We start from the raw sequence: 17,377 nt of genomic DNA, 5'->3' as shown, positions 1-17,377 counted from the left end.
AAGTGACGGGCCGCAGCGATCTGCGGCCCGTTTTACCGCTTATTTGAAGACGGCGTTCGGATTGTCGAGGCTGTCGGAGCCTTCAAGCTCGATCTTGCCGAGATCGAGCGCCGCGATGACGCGTTCGACGGTCTTCGTCTGGTCGAGAAGGCCGTCGATGGCCGTCTGAACCACGGCGTTGCCTTCCTTGTTGCCTTCGCCGATCATCTGGTCATAGGCCTCGACGGTCTGCGCGCGCTTTTCCATTGCATGCATGGCGTCGAGCGTCTTGTTCAGCTTCGCCAGCATCTCGTCGTTCAGCGCCTTGTCCTTGGCGCCGACCAGTTCCGACAGCGAGGCGCCCGTCATCTTCGTTCCGTCCACACGGGTATAGTCGCCGGTATAGGCCGAGGCGATGCCGATCGCGTCGTAAAGATGCGAATTGTAGGTGTTGTCGGAGAAGCAATCATGCTCCTCTTCCGGATCGTGCAGCAGAAGGCCGAGCTTCATGCGTTCACCCGCCAGCTCGCCATAGGAGAGCGAACCCATGCCGGTGAGAATGGCGGTCAGGCCCGCTTTCGGATCGGCTTCCACCGTTTTCGTGGCTTCGCCTTCCGGCGCCCAGGCATCCACCATCTCCTGAAGATCCTTGATCAGCAGGGTCGAGGCGGATTTCAGGTAGTCGGCGCGGCGGTCGCAATTGCCGTTCGTGCATTTCGCCTTGTCGTAATCGGTGTAGGGGCGGTTGCCGGCGCCCGGTCCGGTGCCGTTCAGATCCTGACCCCAGAGCAGGAATTCGATGGCGTGGTACCCGGTCGTCACATTGGCTTCGACATCGCCCGCCTCGTGCAGGCTTTCGATCAGCTCGGGGGTGATCTTGGAGGCGTCGACCTCTTCACCGCTGATCTTGATCTTCGGATTGGCGATGATGTTGGCAACGTAAAGCTCGTTCTCGTCGCTTTCCGTGCCGTAAGAACCGTCGACATAGTCGATCAGGCCTTCATCCAGCGGCCAGGCATTCACCTTGCCTTCCCAATCGTCGACGATCGGGTTGCCGAAACGATAGACTTCCGACTGCTGATAGGGAACGCGGGCCTTGATCCATGCTTCGCGGGCGGCCTTCAGGGTTTCTTCGCTCGGCGTTGCGATCAGTGCATCGATGGCCTTGTCCAGCGCCTTCGCCGTGGTCAGCGAATCCTCATATTTCGCATGCGCGACATCGGCATAATGCTTGACGACGGCGGCCGCGTCGGTGGCGGCCCGGGCGGGAAGCGCGGTGAAAGCCGCAGATGCGGCAAGAAGCGCAAAAGAAGCGCTAAGAATGGTTTTGCGGATCATGATCCCTCTCCTTCGGCAGGCGCGAAATGACTTCGCGCCGCGGCAAGCGAGTTCTGACCCAATCACAAACTTGTGTCAAACATTCTAGTTTAGAATGCTTTGAAACAAGACCTGGTGTTGTTTTCCAAGTAAAATCAGTGCTTGCAAAGACGGTGTTATGCTTTGCGTTTCATCAAGCAGAAGAAGAAGCCATCCGTATCTGTGGTTGCAGGCGTCAGCGTCACTGTCTTGCCGTCGGAAGAATGCGGTTTATTCGCGTTGCCGCCGAAAGTCGTCTGCCAGCGTTCCAGTGCGGAGCCGATGGAAAATTCCGGATTTTCCGCGCAGAAACGCCTTACCTGCTGCTCGTTTTCTTCGGGAAGTACCGAACAGGTAACATAAAGCAGCTCTCCGCCCGGGCGTACGAACCCCTTGGCCTGCGAAAGCGCCTCGCCCTGCTGCTGCACGCGCTCCTCCAGATTACGGGCCGTCAGCCGCCATTTGGTGTCGGGCCGGCGACGCCATGTCCCGGTGCCGGTGCAGGGCGCGTCCACCAGAACGCGGTCGAATTTTTCCTGGAACGGCGTCAGGCCGGAGGCGCGGTCGTGTACCTGCACATTGCGCGTGCCGGCCCGCTTCAGCCGTTCGATGATCGGCGCAAGGCGCTTGCGGTCAGCGTCAAAGGCGTGGACCTGGCCCTTATTGTTCATGCTGGCCGCCATGGCCAGCGTCTTGCCGCCGCCGCCCGCGCAATAATCGAGGATCTGTTCGCCTTCATGCGCACCGGCAAGATCGGCAACGATCTGCGAACCCTCGTCCTGCACTTCGAACCAGCCCTTCTGGAAGGACAGTTCGGCGGTGACGTTCGGCAGGCGGGAAGGACCTTCGCCGGCGGGAATGCGCACGCCCTGCCGGGCGATATGTGTGGCTTCCGCGCCGCTTTCCTCCAGAGCCTTCAGCACCTTGTCACGTGTCGCTTTCAAGGTGTTGGCGCGCAGATCAAGCGTGGGCCGCTCGTTCAGCGCCTGCGCCTCGGCGAGCCAGCGCTCTCCGAAGGCGGTTTCGAAGGAGGATTGTACCCATTCGGGTATGTCGCCCTGAATATGGGCCGGTGCTTCACCGAGGGAACGGGACAGAAAGGCCTGCTGCCTTTGTTCATCCGGTGCGGCGGGGGCGAATTTGTCGCCGTCGAATTCCGACGAAAGGTCCGAAAAGCTCTTGCCCCATTGGCGCAGCAGCACGGCATAACCAAGCGAGGCGGCGCTGTCGTCATCCATCAGCCAGGCGTGCGACAGTTTCATGCGCAGCGCGTCATAGACAATGTTGCCGATTGCGGCCCTGTCGCCGGAACCGGCGAAACGATGGGCAAGGCCCCAATCTTTCAGAGCATCGGCGACGGGACGCCTGCGTCCCTCAATATCCGCCAATACTTCGATTGCTCCGGCCAAACGCCCGCCTAAACGCATTGTCTACCTCGTTCTTGTGCTAAGCCCGGTTGGTAGACGCGAATGGCGGCGAGGGCAAGGCTCAATCGGCCTTGACGACCTCGTAGCAGACCTTGGCGGTGCCGGAGTTGATCATGCCGATGTTCTTGGCGGCTGCCTTGGAAAGATCGAGAACGCGGCCCTTGATGAACGGCCCACGGTCATTGATGCGCACCACAACGGCCTTGCCATTGCGCGCATTGGTAACCTTGACCTTGGTGCCGAACCGCAGCGAGCGGTGGGCGGCGGTCAGGTTGGCGGCGTTCATGCGCTCGCCCGAAGCAGTCTTGGAGGTCAACGCATACCACGATGCGCCTCCACAACCATTTGCCGCATTCGCCTGAAGAGGCGCAATGATGGAACAGGCGGCGATAGTTGCAGCGGTGAAAGTTATACGACGGATATTCAACAAACTGTGCTTCCCTGAAAATCGGCCCCGCGCCGATTGATTGTGCCCTTGCTAAACGGCCATGAACTGGCCTGAACGCCTTTTGATGCGAGATTGTAGGGCGAGGGAAAAATGGCGAAAAAAAGCTGACCTCAAATCACGAACTGTTACAGTCTGTAATATTCGTGATCGTTAGCCGGAAAGCCGTCGGCAGGACATCCCGGTCAGAAGCTCGAAAAAATAACGCAGAATCAATGGATAACGGAAATGCTGTTGCGGGTCACGGCTTCGTGAATCCAGTTCACGAAATGTGAGTGAAATATTTTTCTAATGACTACGATTTTAGCGATTTTTGGATGGTTAATAAAATCCTAATTGGCTGAAATAAGACGAAAACCATCCGCAAAAGCGGGATTGGAAGGATTTTTCATCGCTTTTCAGGGTGGGATTTTTCAGCCCCGCCAGAGGCCGTTTTGCCACAATTGTCTGAGGGAGAACCTGTACTCCGGAAAGCGGAAATCGAAACCGAGATCGCGTATTCTGGCGTTGGAAACGCGCTTGTTCTCGCCATAAAAAGAGCGCGCCATCGGCGTCAGATCGGCGGTCTCGAAGGCCTGCTCGGGCGGCGGTTCCACCCCCATCAGCGCTGCTGCGAAGCTCACCACATCCTGCGGCGGGCAGGGTTCGTCGTCGGTCACGTTGAAGATGCCGCGTTCGTTTTTCCGTGCCAGAAAGGCAAGTGCGGCACCGATATCCTCGACCCGGATGCGATTGAACACCTGGTCTTTTTTCACCAGCCGCCGCGCCGTTCCCTTCTCGAAATTCATGAAGGCATTGCGTCCGGGGCCGTAAATTCCGGAAAGGCGCAGGATGGAAAGCGGCACATCCGCCTTTTCCGCTGCCGCAGTCCAGGCGGTTTCCGCAGCCACCCGTTCCACGGATCGCGCGGAGACCGGGCGGCAAGGCGTTGTCTCGTCCACCCAGGCGCCGCCATGGTCGCCATAAACGCCGACGGTGGAAAGATAAGCGACCCATTTCAGATTGGGCATGAGCTTTTTCAGATCGCCGCCCAGAAGCGCAAGCAGCGGATCGCCCTCCTTGCCCGGCGCGACGGATTGTACGAGATGCGTGACATTGCCCATTGCGGCGACGAGTTCGTCATTGAGCTGAACGCCATCGAAGAGCAACGGCGTCATGCCTGCGGCGACGAGGTTTGGAAACTTTTCCTGGCTGCGTGTGGTGCCGGAAACGCTTGCCGCTTCGGTTCTTAGCGCCTTAGCGATCGCTTTTCCCGAATATCCCGCGCCGAAAATCATCACATGCATGCGTCACGCCTCTGCCAGTTGCCATTCCATTTCCGCCTCCGGATCAGGCTCCGGCGCGCGACCGGCAGAGTATGTACGGAATTCGTCCCTGTCCATAAGCCGTGACAAAGCCCATGCGGCCATGCCGCGTACTTCGGGCGAAGGGTCGGTTTCGGCAAGTGCTTTGCATTGTTCCACGAATTGCCGGTCTGCGGAGTTGCCCGCCGCGATCAGCACGTTGCGGATGAAGCGATTGCGGCCGATGCGCTTCACGGGCGAGCCGCTGAAAAAACCGCGAAAGGCGGCGTCATCGAGCGTGAGCAGGAAGGCGATGGAAGGTTCCTTCAGATCCTCGCGCGCCTGCAATTTCATTTCGGAGGCGCTGGCGGCGAATTTATTCCACGGACAGGCGGCAAGGCAATCGTCGCAGCCATAGATGCGATTACCGATCATGGGCCGGAATTCGTGCGGGATCGGCCCCTTGTGCTCGATGGTGAGATAGGAAATGCAGCGGCGCGCATCCAGTTGATAGGGAGCGGGGAAGGCGGCCGTCGGACAGGCATCGAGACAGGCGCGGCAGGAGCCGCAATGGTCCCTCTCAGCCTCGTCAAGACAGAGTTCGGCCGTGGTGAACATGCTGCCGAGAAACAGCCACGAACCATGGGTGCGGCTGACGAGGTTGGTGTGCTTGCCCTGCCAGCCGAGACCGGCGGCGGCGGCAAGCGGTTTTTCCATTACGGGTGCGGTATCGACAAAGACTTTCACATCCTCACCGGCGCGCGCGGCAAAACGGGTAGCGATTTCCTTCAACCGCCCCTTGATGATGTCGTGATAATCGCGATTGCGGGCATAGACCGAAATGGCCGCCTTGTCGGGTTTGGAAAGCAGGCCGCGTGGGTCTTCCTCGGGGCCGTAGTTCAGCCCGAACATGACGATGGAGCGCACGTCTCCCCAGAGCGTTTTCGGCTCTGCCCGGCGGGCCTCGGTTTCTTCCATCCACGCCATCGTGCCGTGATAGCCATTGTCGAGAAATTGCCTCAGCCGTTCGGGTGCGAGCGGAATGCTGTCTGGGGCAGTGATGCGGCAGAGATCGAAGCCAAGCGAAAGCGCTTCCTGACGAACGAAGTCCGTCAGTTTACGCGCGCGTATCCGCTGCTTTTCGCTCGCGACGTCGATGGTCGTCTCTCCTGCGGGTTATTCTGCGGCATATATAATGCATGTCGCCCGAAAGTGCGCAGCGGTTTCGGGACAATGACATGCTTTAGATACAGCCGCACGCCACAGCAAATAACCCCGAGGCCAGACCTCAGAAGTCCAGATCGGCGTAGTGGGAGGAAGGGGCAAGGCGCGGAATGCGTTCGCTGAGGAACGGCCGGAAGGAAGGCCGGGATTTCACCCGCTGATACCATTCCTTGGCAATCGGCGCTTCGAGCCAGTTGATCTCACCGAGATAATCCAGCACCGAGACCGCGGCAGCCGCGGCAAGATCGGCATAGCTCAACCGGTCGCCGGCAAGCCAGGTGCGTGAACCGGCCAGCCATTCCAGATATTTGATGTGCTGGCGAATGTTGTTGCGGGCGGTGCGCAGCAGCTTGGAATCCGGCGGTCCGCCACCCTGCGCTGCCGTCATCTGCAATTTATAGACCCGTTCCCGCACCAGCGGCCGGGTCACATCGTTTTCCATCTTCTGCAGAAACCATTCCGTCAGCCGGCGGATTTCCGCGCGCTGAAACGGGTCTTCGGCAAGAAGCCGACGGTCGCGCTTCAGAACGCCATGCGTTTCATCAAGAAATTCCGCAAGCACATAAGGCCCGCTCAGCGAGCGCATATTGTCGTCCAGATAGACCGGCAGGGTGCCGGCCGGATTGAGCGCCAGAAACTCCCGCCGTCTTTCCCACGGTTGCTCCTCCACGAGATCGGTCTGGAACCCGTATTCCGCGAGAATCAGACGAACGAACCGGGATGCGGTCGACATCGGAGAGTGATAGAGAGTTGGCATCGGTACTCAATTTTTACGATTGGTTGTCATGATCGGCATTTGCCGAAAAACTTTTTCAGTTTCGCTTCATCAAGACGCTATAAGAGCTTGGCTACTTTAAAACAAGTTTAACGCAATTGCCTTCCATTGCCACTTTCCCCCTGAAAAGAAGGATACCTCATGGGTGACCAATCGATCATCAGCGCGCTTCTGCTGGGCATTATCGAGGGTCTGACGGAGTTCATTCCCGTCTCCTCAACGGCGCACGTGCTGCTGGCCGGGCATTTCCTCGGCTTCAAATCACCCGGCAACACCTTTGCCGTTCTTATTCAGCTTGGTGCGATCCTTGCGATCCTTCTTGTTTATTTTCAAAAGCTTGTGTCGATTGCGCTCGCTCTGCCGACAAGCGCGAAAGCGCGCCGCTTCGTGCTGGCCGTCGCTCTCGCTTTCCTGCCGGCGGCGATAATCGGCGCTTTGGCGCATGACTTCATCAAGACCGTGCTGTTTGAAACGCCGATGCTCATCTGCGTGGTGCTGATCATCGGCGGCGTCATTCTGCTCGGCGTCGACCGCATGCCCCTGAAACCGAAATATACCGACATCATGGATTATCCGCCGTCGCTCGCCTTCAAGATCGGCCTCTTCCAGTGCCTTGCGATGATTCCCGGCACATCGCGGTCCGGCGCCACAATCGTCGGGTCGTTGCTGATGGGAACGGACAAGCGCTCCGCCGCTGAATTTTCGTTCTTCCTGGCGATGCCGACCATGCTCGGCGCTTTCACGCTCGATCTTTACAAGAACCGCGATGCGCTGAGCTTCGATGATGGCGCGCTGATCGCCGTGGGTTTCATCGCCGCTTTCGTCTCGGGCCTCTTCGTCGTTCGCTCCCTGCTGGATTTCGTATCGCGGCGGGGCTTTGCACCCTTCGCCTGGTGGCGCATCGCCATCGGTTCGCTGGGCCTGATCGCGCTTCTGGTTCTGGGTTGAACCAGGGGCGGGAATAATCTCCGTTCGCGACGAACGAACAGAAAAAGAAAAAGCGCCCCCGGAGAACCGGCGGCGCTTTTTCTTTGAAACTTTTAAAGGCCAATCAGTTGGTGCTGATCGAAGCCGTTGCGCAGGGGTCGACGCCATAGGCGGGAGCGCAACCGCTCTTACCCGCTGCAACCGTTCCCGGCGCCATGAAAGAACCCGCCAGAACCACCAAAGCCGCACACGCAAAAAAGAGTGCGATAGATCTGCCCATTTTATGATTGCCTTTCAGACGTTCGTTCGCGCGGATCATGCCGCCCTGTGTGAATTGAGTGGTCGGGATATGTTTGGAATGTGGCGAATATCAATAAAGCAGCTTGTTGAATACCGGGTTAATACGAAGTCTTTTCCACAGTTGCGCTTGTGCCACGCTTGCCTGTGGAGGCCGGACCGCCGTTAACTTTTACCCGGCTTTGCAAAACAGCCCTCGTTCATTCAACACCTCCCCTGCAGTTGAGGGGGAAATGCACGAATAGCGGTTTGGTTGCAATTGAATTGCGCAAAAACAAAAAGCGGGAATGGCTCCCGCTTTCGTTTATGGTCGATGAGGCTGAAGGTGGGCTTCAGGCCGCTTTTCCGGCATTGGAGAACTGGCCGTGAGGGCGATATTGCACCATGTAGGAAGGCAGAATGGACGCGACGCAAACGGGGGTGATGCCGATGCCTTCCAGCGTCAGGCCGTTCTTTTCGGCGTCAGCGGAAACGACATTGTCCTTTTTCAGCATGGTCACCTGATCGACCGTAAGCGGCGGCTTAATCAGCGGTACTAGCGAAGTGATCTTGGCGATCGTCGAGGCGATACCGAAAGGCAGGTCCACGAAAGGACGCTGGCGGTACGTTGCAGCAAGAACCGCCTCAAGACAGTCGCGGAAAGTCATGACGTCCTGGCCACCGAGTTCGTAAATGGCGCCGGGCTTCAGCTTGCCGTCGACGCTGCGAGCGACGGCTTCCGCGACATCTTCGACATAGACCGGCTGGAACCTGGTTTTCCCGCCACCAATCAGCGGCAGGAACGGCATGCTGCGGGCCATTTTTGCGAACTTGTTGAAGAAATCGTCTTCCGGTCCAAAAATGATCGACGGGCGCAGGATCACGGCGCCAGGCAGGATGGAATGAATGGCGGCCTCGGCGCGGCCCTTGGTGCGGCCATAACCGGTCGACGAACTGGCATCCGCGCCGATGGCGGAGATATGCGTCAGCGTGGCGCCGGCATCGCGGGCCGCCTCGGCAATGGCTTTCGCGCCGAATTCCTGTACGGCGTCAAAGGTGTTGCGGCCGCTTTCGGTCAGGATGCCAACGCAATTGACCACATGGTCGGCGTCTTCCACGGCTTTGACGATGGAATCGCGATAACGCAGGTTCGCCTGGGCGAAGGAAATCTGCCCGACATTGCCGAGCGGCTGCAGGAAACCGGCGAGATCCGGGCGGCGCACGGCGACGCGGATGCGATAACCGCGCTTCGCAAGTATCCGCACGACATGCCGCCCGACAAAACCCGAACCGCCGAAAACGGTGACGAGGGGTGGAAGGTTGGCCAAGGTCATGGGAGGCTCCTCAGAAGCTGTCGATAAAGCGTTTTTCAGTCTCTTAGCCCAAAGCCGCGCGCGCGTGAAGAGATGTTGTCGCGAGGCTAAAAGCCGGTTCGGGAAATGCGGTTGACGGACGTCAAATTCCTTCGACGATCATCATCTCCGCATCCGCGACTTCCTGGCGGATTTTGGCCGCGGCCTGATATTCGGGAGAATTATAGCAGTCGATGGCGTGTTGCACCGAGGGGAACTCGATGATGACGTTGCGTGCACGCGCCTTGCCCTCCAGCTCGGTCAGTGCACCGCCACGGGCCAGGAAATTGGCGCCGAACCGCTCGAATGCGGGCTTAGCCGTCGTGACATAGTCCTTGTAACGCTCACTGTCGCGCACATCGACGCGGGCGATCCAATATCCCTTTGCCATTTCATCTCCTCCGATTGTCGTTACTGATTGGCCGGAAAGCTGGCGCGCAGCATGTCGTCAAGAATGGCGCGGGCCGCCGCTTTCGGGTCTTCCGCCCTGACGATCGGCCGGGCGACCACCAGATGGCTCGATCCGGCCTTGATGGCGTCGTAGGGTGTCATCACCCGCTTCTGATCGCCGAGATCTGCGCCGGCCGGGCGAATGCCGGGGGTGACGACGGCAAGGTCCGGACCGAGGATTTCGCGCACGGCGGTCGATTCTTCCGCCGAACAGACGATGCCGCCCATGCGCGCCTCGCTTGCCTGCTCCGCCCGGCGCAGCACCAGCGAACGGGCGTCAAGGGCATAACCCGCCTCGGCGAGATCGACGTCGTCCATCGAGGTCAGCACGGTGACGCCCAGCAGGCAGAGACCGGAGCCTTCGGCGGCCTTGACGGCAGCGCGCATCGCTTTGGGATAGGCATGCAGCGTCAGCATCGACATACCCATGCGGGCGATGTTTTCGACACCGGAGGCGACGGTGTTGTCGATGTCGAGCAGTTTCATGTCGAGAAAGACCTTCTTGCCGCTCTGGACAAGGTCGCGCGCGAATTCGAGACCGCCGGCAAAGACCAGCTGATAACCGATCTTGTAGAACAGAACCTCGTCGCCGATTTTCGACACGATGTCTTCGGCCTGCTGCACAGTCGGAACATCCAGCCCGACGATGAGTTTTTCGCGCGCGGTCATTGTCTTATCCCTGCCATGTTTCCATTGCCGTCCAGTCGCATGTGGGGGACGCGGCTGCAAGTGAAAAGTCGGCGATGGAGAAGCGAAAGAGATTGCCGCCACCGGGCGGCTGGTCCTTGCTGCGGCTGATGCCGCGGCCTTCGATATGGCATTTCAGAAGCGTACCCACGCCACCATGGCCGACAAAGGCAATCGGCTGCTGCGGGTCGTGCCGGTCAAGAATGGCTTTGACTGCCCCGACGATCCTTGCCTGAGCGTCGATTGCACGCTCCCAGCCGTGAAAACTCTCCTCGGGATGGGCGAAGAACCAGTCCGCCGCCTTTTCGAATTCCGGCGGCGGCAGGAAACCGGTGGCGGACCGGTCATTTTCGTGCATCGCCTCGACGATGTCCATTTCCGCCCCGGAGGTTTCAGCCAGGATGCGGGCGGTTTCGATCGCCTTGGTCTCGGCGCTGGAAACGATGCGGCGCAATGACCGTGCCCAGGGCAGGTGGCTTGCCTCACGCGTCCGCTCGGCACCCCTGTCCGAAAGCCCCCATTCGGGAACGGGAACAGCCGGATCGATCTTGACCTGGGGGTGGGTGATGTAGAGCGCATGCATGGCAATCGGTCCTCAAGGGCGATGGAAAGGGCAAATCGACACCCTAACCATTCGTCACGACCGGGAAATGACGGGTTCCGGCACTCTGTCGAATATCAGGCCCGCGTATAGGTCCACAATTGCGCCGGCGGAATATTGCGCACGATGAAATCGAAATGGCGGATGTGGTAGAGATGCGGCTGCGCGACGATGGGGGAAATCGGGCCGTAGGATATCTGCACGACAGGGCGGCCATGGGGCACGCGCTTCAGCAATTCGTCGAGAAGCTTGATACGGGCGGCCATGGGGAAATTCAGCATCGGCACGGCGGAAACGACGCTGTCGAACATCTGGCCCTTGTGTTCGCCAAGCGTCGCATCGAGATCGAAGGCGTCGCCATTGACGAAATTGACGCCCGGATAACTCCTGAGCAGCTGGTTGTAGAAATCGGTCGAATATTCGATGGCGGTCAGGTTCTCCGGCTTGATGCCGCGCGCCAGAATGGCCTTGGTGATGACACCCGTGCCGGGGCCGAGTTCGAGAACCGGCAGGCCGGAATGGGGATTGATGACACTCGCCATTTTTTTCGCCGTGATCGACGATGTCGGCACAATGGCCCCGACTTTTTTCGGCTGGCTGACCATGCCCTTGAAAAAGCGGATTTCTTCTTCAAATTTCTGTTCAAGCCGTTGCTTCAGGTTAAGTGCCATAGTTCCCTCAGATGCTTTTGGTCATTGTCAAAAAACTGTTACGCAATGTTGATCCCATTTGGCGCAAAAACAAGGCAAAATGTCGTAACTGGAAAAATTCACTTCCGACGGGAAACCTTCTTCGGCCGAATCAAAAAACGCCGGTGAAGCAGTTCCCCGGCGTTTTGGATGAAACCGATGAGAAATTCGCGTTTTCAAACGCGCATCGGCATCAAAACATATAACGCATCATCGCCAGCGGTGTCGCGAACGAGCGTCGGCGAGCCGGCGTCGGCCAGCAGGAAAATCGCGTCGTCGCCGGACAGCTGCGAGGTGATGTCGAGCAGATATTTGGCGTTGAAGCCGATTTCCATCGAATCATTGTCGTAGCCAACGGCGACTTCTTCCGTAGCACTTCCCGAATCGGGATTGTTGACGGTTAGCGTCAATTGCCCCTCTGTCAGCGCCAGCTTTACGGCGCGGCCGCGTTCGGAGGAAATGGTGGAGACGCGGTCGACAGCCTGCGCGAAGGTCTGGCAATCGACCCGCATTTCCTTGTCGTTGCCGGTCGGGATCACGCGCTGATAATCCGGGAAGGTGCCGTCGATCAGCTTCGAGGTCAGAACGACCGAGCCGATGGTCAGGCGGATTTTCGCATCCGAAACTTCAACCGTGACTTCCAGTTCCGGGTTGTCCATCAGCTTCTGCAACTCGCCGACGGTCTTGCGCGGAATGATGATGCCCGGCATGCCTTCGGAGCCGGAAGGCGCATCCACATCGGCGCGCGCCAGGCGGTGACCATCGGTCGCGACGGCGCGCAGCTTCAGGTCGCCATTGCTTTCGATGGTATGGAAGAAGATGCCGTTCAGGTAATAGCGCGTTTCTTCGGTCGAGATCGCAAATTGCGTCCGGTCGATCAGCATCTTCAGGTCGGTCGCCTTCAGTTTGAAGGTGTGGCTGAAGGTGCCGGCCGTCAGGTCCGGGAAGTCCGCTTCCGGCAGGCATTGCAGCGAGAATTTCGAACGGCCGGAGGCGACCGTCATCGAGGAGCCGTCCGGATTGGTGGCCAGAAGCACTTCGGAACCGTCCGGCAGCTTGCGCACGATTTCATAGAGCAGGTGCGCCGGCACGGTGGTGGCGCCTGCCTGCTCCACCATGGCCGGCGTCGCTTCGGTGATTTCGAGATCGAGGTCGGTCGCCTTCATGTCCAGATTGGCGCCGGAGGCGCGCAGCAGGACGTTGGACAGGATCGGGATCGTGTTGCGACGCTCGACGACCCGGTGGACGTGGTTCAGCGATTTCAGAAGGTTCGACCGCTCAAGAGTAATACGCATGGACGCTACCGCTTTCAACCGTTGCGAACCGGCCACCGCCGGATCGGCAAGAAGAGTCTTCACCGGCCAGAAAGCCGGATAATGTGGACGGGCAAAATGGCAGAGTTATTGCAGGAAATGCAAGAGCCGAGTGCATCTGCGGCGGGTCATTTTGCTGCTATACAGCATGATCCACAGGCTGGCACCGCTCATGGACCTTGTTCGCCTGTTTTCTATTGCCCATAAAGAGGGGTAAACCAGAGCGACCGGCCTGACAGGATCGGCCAGAATGATTGGAAGCCGAGTGACGGAAGACATATCGAACAGCGACATGAGAGAGGCGACCAAGAGCTTCAGGATCGGCACTGCCACCATTCCGGCGCGGCCGCTGGAGCCGGCGCTTTATCTCGTGGCCACGCCCATCGGCAATCTTGGCGATATCACCATCCGCGCGCTGGAAACGCTGGCCTCGGCCGATGTTCTCGCCTGCGAGGATACCCGCGTCACCCGCATCCTGCTCGAACGTTACGGCATCCGCACCCGCCCGCTCGCCTATCATGAGCACAATGCAAACGAAGCGGGGCCGAAGCTCATTGCGGCGCTCGAGGCGGGAAAATCCGTGGCGCTGGTCTCGGATGCCGGAACGCCGCTCGTTTCCGATCCCGGTTACCGCCTCGGCCAGCTCGCGCTCGAGGCTGGGCACCGTGTCGTGCCGGTGCCGGGAGCATCCGCACCGCTCGCCGCCCTCGTGGGTTCGGGAATGCCGAGCGACGCTTTCCTGTTTGCGGGCTTCCTGCCGGTGAAGGATCGCGGCAAGCGCGACCGTTTTGCTGAACTCGCGAAAATCCCGGCCACGTTGATCTTCTTTGAATCGCCGCATCGCATCGGCGCTTCCGTCAAGGTCGCGTCCGAAGTGCTCGGCCGCGACCGCCGCGCCGTGGTCTGCCGCGAGCTGACCAAGACCTTCGAGGAGTTCCGGCGCGGCACGCTGGGCGAGCTTGCGGATTATTACGATGGCGACCGTGTGGTGAAGGGTGAGATCGTGCTTCTGGTGGAGCCGCCCTCCTATGACGAGATTCCCGATATCGAGGATGTCGAGAAACTGCTGAAGGATCTCGTCGCCACCATGCCCGCCGCCAAGGCGGCAGGCGAAGCCGCAAAGCTGACGGGCCTGCCGCGCAAGGAGCTTTATCAAAGGCTGCTGGACATGAAGGAAACGGATGGCCGCTGACGGGCGAAGCAATAAAAGGCGCAAGGCCGAGCGACGCGGCCATGCCGCGGAATATTGGGCGGCTCTTTATCTGCTGCTGAAGGGATATCGCATCCTCGCCATTCGTTATCGCACCCGGCTGGGGGAAATCGATCTCATCGCCCGCAAGAAGGACCTCGTCGCCATCGTCGAGGTCAAGGCGCGAACGTCCGGCGCGGGTGCGGTGGATGCCGTTGGTTTCCATTCGCAGCAGCGCATTCGGGCGGCGGCCGATCTATGGCTCGCCCGTCGCAAGGATGCAGCGCGGTTTTCACTGCGTTTCGATATCATCGCCGTTTTGCCGCGACGCCTGCCGCAGCATTTTATCGACGCCTTTTGAGGGGAGGGAGACAATGTCCACCGAGCGGGAAAAAATGGCCGCGGGCGAATGGTACAGCTGCATGGATGCCGAGCTGGATATATTGCGCTGGCGGGCACGAGGGGCCGTCCACCAGCACAATACGATGCCGCCGGATGGGCGCGGGGGCAATGGCCCCCTTGCTACGGGCTCTTTTCGCTTCTGTTGGTGAAGGGGCATTTATCGAAGCGCTGTTTCATTGCGCTTACGGTTTCAACATCACGCTGGGCAAAAATGTTTATCTCAATGCCGGCTGCACCATTCTCGATTCCGCGAAAGTTACGATAGGCGACGGCGCGATGCTGGGGCCTGCGGTGCAGATCTATTGTGCGGAACACCATCTGGACCCGGTGCCGCGCGCGCAAGGCATTGAAATCGCAAAGCCCGTCACGATCGGCCGTGATGTCTGGATCGGCGGCGGAGCGATCCTTCTGGCTGGCATCACCATCGGTGACGGAGCGATTGTCGGCGCCGGTTCGGTGGTGACGCGCAATGTGCCGCCGGGGGTTACGGTGGTCGGAAATCCGGCTCGGCCCATAAAGCGCATGGCCGACTGAGATTTTCGTCAGTCGCTGTAATAAATCTGACATGGAACTGTCAAAGAGGCGTCATGGAACGTCTCTATTCGCATCCTCATCCCAATAAATGGTGGAGAGGATTTAGTAATGTTGAAGAAGATTTCCATGGCCGCAGTGGCCGTCAGCATTTCGGCGACGTCTTCCATGGCTGCTACCAACATCACCTGGTGGCACGGCATGGGCGGCCGCAATGGCGAAGTCATCAACGAAGTCGCCCAGAAGTTCAACGAAGCCCAGAAAGAATGCGCTCTGACGCCGGTTTCCAAGGGCTCCTACGAAGAAGCCCTGGCCAGCGGCATCGCTGCTTTCCGCTCCGGCGAACAGCCGAACATCCTCCAGGTTTTCGATGCTGGCGCCGCCACCATCATCAACGCCAAGGGCGCTGTCATTCCCGCCGAAGACCTCATCAACAAGGCCGGTTACAAGTTCGACCGCGACGCCTTCATCAACGGCGTGCGTTATTTCTACGCTGCCGCTGACGGCAAGTTTGTCGGCATGCCGTTCAACTCCTCCGCTCCCATCATGTACGTCAATGACGAAGCCCTGAAGAAGGCCGGCGTCGAAGCCCCGAAGACCTGGGAAGAGTTCGAGCAGGTTGCGCCGAAGCTGAAGGAAGCCGGCTACATTCCGCTCGTTCAGTCGCAGCTCACCTGGCAGTTCACGGAGAACTTCTTCTCCCGCAACAACATCCAGTTCGCCACCAACAATAACGGCTACGACAGCGTCACCGACACCAAACTCAAGGTCACCGACCCGAACCTCGTCATGATGTTCGACAAGCTCAAGGACTGGAAAGACAAGGGCCTGTTCGCCTATTACGGCGCCGGCTGGAACGACAACCAGAAGCCCTTCGAAGAAGGCAAGGTCGCCTTCTGGATCGGTTCCTCGGGCTCCTTCGGCGGCCTGCAGAAGACGGCGACCATGCCGTTCTCGGCAACCTTCCTTCCTTACTGGGGCTCCATCAAGGGTGCCGGCACCAACTCCTTCATCGGCGGCGCTGCGCTCTTTGCAATGTCTGGCAAGTCTGAAGCAGAAAACAAGTGCGTGGCCGACTTCTTCCAGTTCCTGACCTCGCCGGAAATCCAGGTCTTCTACCACAAGGCAACCGGTTACGTCGCCATCACCAAGGCGGCTTACGAAAAGGCCAAGGCTGAAGGCTACTACAAGGAAAAGCCGGTCGCGGAAGTCGGTATCCAGCAGCTCTCGCTGCCGGGCGGCGAATGGTCGAAGGGCTACCGCCTCGGCTTCTACCCGCAGATCCGCGCCGTCATGGAACGCGAATATAACCGCATCTTCTCCGGCGAAGTTACGCCGAAGGCTGCTTTCGAGATCATCGAGAAGGAAGGCAACGACCTGCTCGCCCGTTTCGCCAAGACGGCCGGCTGATCGTCTGTTTCGAAACCAATGACCATTGCCGAGCCTCCTTTCCCACGGAAGGGAGGCTCGCTCTCGGATAAGGAAGCGCAAGCGTGGCCTATACATCGTCTCAACCGCGCCGGTTTTTGTCCGGCTGGTCCGCAAAGGCTGGAAAGCCAGCCAAACCTGCCGACGCCGGCATGAAGCGCGTGCAGTTCTCCTCGTCCTACGTACCCTACCTGTTTCTGGCGCCGCAGCTTGCGGTGATTTTCATCTTCTTCTACTGGCCATCGGTTCAGGCCATACATTCGTCCTTCTATATCGAAGACCCGTTCGGCTTCGGCGCTTCCTTCGTCGGACTTGCCAATTATTCGGATGCGATCTTCAGCCCCGAATATCTCAGCATCGCCAAATTCACGGTTGTCTTCACCGTGCTGGTCACCTTCTTTTCGCTGGCGCTTGGCCTGCTGCTCGCCGTCAAGGCCGACGCGGTCATTCGCGGCAGCTCGACATACAAGACGCTGTTGATTTCCGTTTATGCCATCGCGCCGCCGGTCGCCGGTCTCATCGGCATGATGTTTTTCGACCAGCATATCGGCCCCTTCGTCAAAATGGCCGCATTCCTCGGCTGGGACATGAAGGTCGGCCTCAATTATTTCGATACGGCCTTCGCCATGATCGTCGTCGCGGTCTGGAAGCAGATCCCTTACAACTTCATCTTCTTCCTTTCGGGTCTTCAGGGCGTGCCGGTCTCGGTGCGGGAAGCCGCCGCCATCGACTGCCGCTCGGGCTTTCGCCGGTTCTGGACTGTGATCATGCCGCTTCTGGCGCCCACGGCCTTCTTCCTGCTGATCATCAACATCACCTATGCGCTCTTCGACACATTCGGCGTCATCGACGTGATGGTGAAGGACAAGGCCGCCAACAATCCGATCACGCTGGTCTACAAGGTGTTTCTCGACGGTTTCCGCGGCAATGACATCGGTGGCTCTTCGGCCCAGTCCGTCATCCTGATGCTGGTCGTCTTCGTTCTCACCATCATCCAGTTCCGCTTCATCGAAAAGCGCATCCATTACAATTGAGGGAAAAGA

18 protein-coding genes and 1 pseudogene are annotated in these 17,377 nt (G+C 59.1%); 7 read left to right on the top strand and 12 right to left on the bottom strand.

Annotated features, from left to right (window positions below):
* Positions 1-39: 39 nt before the first annotated feature.
* From ACIK7D_RS06755 to ACIK7D_RS06730, 6 genes are all read right to left on the bottom strand, one after another.
* Positions 40-1,317 carry an imelysin family protein gene (locus ACIK7D_RS06755; protein WP_020812392.1) on the bottom strand — a complete coding sequence of 426 codons (1,278 nt, stop codon included), beginning with the start codon at positions 1,315-1,317 and terminating at the stop codon, positions 40-42.
* A gap of 155 nt (positions 1,318-1,472) precedes the next feature.
* The gene (locus ACIK7D_RS06750) at positions 1,473-2,762 is read right to left on the bottom strand and encodes an RsmB/NOP family class I SAM-dependent RNA methyltransferase (protein WP_400155902.1); all 1,290 of its coding nucleotides are present in this window, start codon (positions 2,760-2,762) and stop codon (positions 1,473-1,475) included.
* Between the two features lie 61 nt (positions 2,763-2,823).
* Complete coding sequence (locus tag ACIK7D_RS06745) at positions 2,824-3,192, bottom strand: septal ring lytic transglycosylase RlpA family protein (protein WP_059759243.1); 369 nt, start codon at positions 3,190-3,192, stop codon at positions 2,824-2,826.
* A gap of 428 nt (positions 3,193-3,620) precedes the next feature.
* Positions 3,621-4,493 carry an SDR family oxidoreductase gene (locus tag ACIK7D_RS06740; protein ID WP_137004262.1) on the bottom strand — a complete coding sequence of 291 codons (873 nt, stop codon included), beginning with the start codon at positions 4,491-4,493 and terminating at the stop codon, positions 3,621-3,623.
* Positions 4,494-4,496: 3 nt separating this feature from the next.
* Entirely contained in the window at positions 4,497-5,648 is a 1,152-nt protein-coding gene (gene queG / locus ACIK7D_RS06735; protein WP_137004263.1) for a tRNA epoxyqueuosine(34) reductase QueG, read from the bottom strand.
* Between the two features lie 130 nt (positions 5,649-5,778).
* Positions 5,779-6,471, bottom strand: coding sequence for a glutathione S-transferase family protein (locus tag ACIK7D_RS06730; RefSeq protein ID WP_003520121.1), 693 nt, complete (start codon positions 6,469-6,471; stop codon positions 5,779-5,781).
* A 159-nt stretch (positions 6,472-6,630) separates the two neighbouring features.
* Between ACIK7D_RS06730 and ACIK7D_RS06725 the strand changes: the two genes are divergently transcribed.
* Positions 6,631-7,437 (top strand): undecaprenyl-diphosphate phosphatase, encoded by an 807-nt coding sequence (locus tag ACIK7D_RS06725; protein WP_080852772.1) that lies wholly within the window; start codon positions 6,631-6,633, stop codon positions 7,435-7,437.
* 608 nt (positions 7,438-8,045) lie between these two features.
* Here ACIK7D_RS06725 and ACIK7D_RS06720 read toward each other — a convergent pair.
* The 6 genes from ACIK7D_RS06720 to dnaN all read right to left on the bottom strand — a co-directional run bounded on the left by ACIK7D_RS06720 (position 8,046) and on the right by dnaN (position 12,766).
* Positions 8,046-9,026: a complex I NDUFA9 subunit family protein gene (locus ACIK7D_RS06720; RefSeq protein WP_400155901.1), complete on the bottom strand. Its 981-nt coding sequence runs from the start codon at positions 9,024-9,026 to the stop codon at positions 8,046-8,048.
* 121 nt (positions 9,027-9,147) lie between these two features.
* Positions 9,148-9,435, bottom strand: a complete 288-nt coding sequence (locus ACIK7D_RS06715; protein ID WP_065654603.1) for a DUF1330 domain-containing protein — start codon at positions 9,433-9,435, stop codon at positions 9,148-9,150.
* A 20-nt stretch (positions 9,436-9,455) separates the two neighbouring features.
* Positions 9,456-10,163: an orotidine-5'-phosphate decarboxylase gene (gene pyrF, locus ACIK7D_RS06710; RefSeq protein WP_400155900.1), complete on the bottom strand. Its 708-nt coding sequence runs from the start codon at positions 10,161-10,163 to the stop codon at positions 9,456-9,458.
* Positions 10,164-10,167: 4 nt separating this feature from the next.
* A complete protein-coding gene (locus ACIK7D_RS06705; RefSeq protein ID WP_137004265.1) occupies positions 10,168-10,764 on the bottom strand; it encodes a histidine phosphatase family protein in 597 nt (198 codons plus the stop codon).
* A 95-nt stretch (positions 10,765-10,859) separates the two neighbouring features.
* The gene (pmtA, locus tag ACIK7D_RS06700; RefSeq protein ID WP_003520115.1) at positions 10,860-11,453 is read right to left on the bottom strand and encodes a phospholipid N-methyltransferase PmtA; all 594 of its coding nucleotides are present in this window, start codon (positions 11,451-11,453) and stop codon (positions 10,860-10,862) included.
* 194 nt (positions 11,454-11,647) lie between these two features.
* Positions 11,648-12,766: a DNA polymerase III subunit beta gene (gene dnaN / locus ACIK7D_RS06695; RefSeq protein WP_080818129.1), complete on the bottom strand. Its 1,119-nt coding sequence runs from the start codon at positions 12,764-12,766 to the stop codon at positions 11,648-11,650.
* Between the two features lie 268 nt (positions 12,767-13,034).
* On the opposite strand from dnaN, the gene rsmI reads away from it, so the two are divergent.
* From rsmI to ACIK7D_RS06665, 6 genes and pseudogenes are all read left to right on the top strand, one after another.
* A complete protein-coding gene (rsmI, locus tag ACIK7D_RS06690) occupies positions 13,035-13,976 on the top strand; it encodes a 16S rRNA (cytidine(1402)-2'-O)-methyltransferase (RefSeq protein WP_135398030.1) in 942 nt (313 codons plus the stop codon).
* Entirely contained in the window at positions 13,966-14,334 is a 369-nt protein-coding gene (locus ACIK7D_RS06685; protein WP_400155899.1) for a YraN family protein, read from the top strand. Before rsmI ends, ACIK7D_RS06685 begins: the two co-directional genes overlap by 11 nt.
* Entirely contained in the window at positions 14,252-14,524 is a 273-nt protein-coding gene (locus ACIK7D_RS06680; RefSeq protein WP_400155898.1) for a maltose acetyltransferase domain-containing protein, read from the top strand. The genes ACIK7D_RS06685 and ACIK7D_RS06680 overlap by 83 nt, the downstream gene beginning before the upstream one ends.
* Positions 14,525-14,732: 208 nt before the next feature.
* Positions 14,733-14,897: pseudogene (locus tag ACIK7D_RS06675) on the top strand (DapH/DapD/GlmU-related protein); the annotation flags it as partial.
* A gap of 120 nt (positions 14,898-15,017) precedes the next feature.
* Positions 15,018-16,316 carry an extracellular solute-binding protein gene (locus ACIK7D_RS06670; RefSeq protein ID WP_080818117.1) on the top strand — a complete coding sequence of 433 codons (1,299 nt, stop codon included), beginning with the start codon at positions 15,018-15,020 and terminating at the stop codon, positions 16,314-16,316.
* 83 nt (positions 16,317-16,399) lie between these two features.
* Positions 16,400-17,368 carry an ABC transporter permease subunit gene (locus ACIK7D_RS06665; RefSeq protein ID WP_170985783.1) on the top strand — a complete coding sequence of 323 codons (969 nt, stop codon included), beginning with the start codon at positions 16,400-16,402 and terminating at the stop codon, positions 17,366-17,368.
* The last annotated feature ends 9 nt before the right edge of the window (positions 17,369-17,377 follow it).

The organism is Agrobacterium sp. P15N1-A (assembly GCF_044626815.1).
In the GTDB taxonomy this organism is placed as follows: Bacteria; Pseudomonadota; Alphaproteobacteria; order Rhizobiales; family Rhizobiaceae; genus Agrobacterium; species Agrobacterium leguminum.
Note: the sequence above shows the minus strand (reverse complement) of the source record. Positions and strands in the feature narration are given on the sequence as shown.

What these genes read in the sequence shown, in the direction of transcription:
- ACIK7D_RS06680 (WP_400155898.1), top strand. Translation starts at nt 14,252, where the DNA reads ATGCAGCGCGGTTTTCACTGCGTTTCGATATCATCGCCGTTTTGCCGC.
- rsmI (WP_135398030.1), top strand. Translation starts at nt 13,035, where the DNA reads ATGATTGGAAGCCGAGTGACGGAAGACATATCGAACAGCGACATGAGA.
- ACIK7D_RS06730 (WP_003520121.1), bottom strand. Translation starts at nt 6,471, where the DNA reads ATGCCAACTCTCTATCACTCTCCGATGTCGACCGCATCCCGGTTCGTT.
- ACIK7D_RS06670 (WP_080818117.1), top strand. Translation starts at nt 15,018, where the DNA reads ATGTTGAAGAAGATTTCCATGGCCGCAGTGGCCGTCAGCATTTCGGCG.
- ACIK7D_RS06755 (WP_020812392.1), bottom strand. Translation starts at nt 1,317, where the DNA reads ATGATCCGCAAAACCATTCTTAGCGCTTCTTTTGCGCTTCTTGCCGCA.
- pyrF (WP_400155900.1), bottom strand. Translation starts at nt 10,163, where the DNA reads ATGACCGCGCGCGAAAAACTCATCGTCGGGCTGGATGTTCCGACTGTG.
- ACIK7D_RS06750 (WP_400155902.1), bottom strand. Translation starts at nt 2,762, where the DNA reads ATGCGTTTAGGCGGGCGTTTGGCCGGAGCAATCGAAGTATTGGCGGAT.
- pmtA (WP_003520115.1), bottom strand. Translation starts at nt 11,453, where the DNA reads ATGGCACTTAACCTGAAGCAACGGCTTGAACAGAAATTTGAAGAAGAA.
- ACIK7D_RS06685 (WP_400155899.1), top strand. Translation starts at nt 13,966, where the DNA reads ATGGCCGCTGACGGGCGAAGCAATAAAAGGCGCAAGGCCGAGCGACGC.
- ACIK7D_RS06715 (WP_065654603.1), bottom strand. Translation starts at nt 9,435, where the DNA reads ATGGCAAAGGGATATTGGATCGCCCGCGTCGATGTGCGCGACAGTGAG.
- ACIK7D_RS06740 (WP_137004262.1), bottom strand. Translation starts at nt 4,493, where the DNA reads ATGCATGTGATGATTTTCGGCGCGGGATATTCGGGAAAAGCGATCGCT.
- ACIK7D_RS06705 (WP_137004265.1), bottom strand. Translation starts at nt 10,764, where the DNA reads ATGCATGCGCTCTACATCACCCACCCCCAGGTCAAGATCGATCCGGCT.
- ACIK7D_RS06720 (WP_400155901.1), bottom strand. Translation starts at nt 9,026, where the DNA reads ATGACCTTGGCCAACCTTCCACCCCTCGTCACCGTTTTCGGCGGTTCG.
- dnaN (WP_080818129.1), bottom strand. Translation starts at nt 12,766, where the DNA reads ATGCGTATTACTCTTGAGCGGTCGAACCTTCTGAAATCGCTGAACCAC.
- ACIK7D_RS06725 (WP_080852772.1), top strand. Translation starts at nt 6,631, where the DNA reads ATGGGTGACCAATCGATCATCAGCGCGCTTCTGCTGGGCATTATCGAG.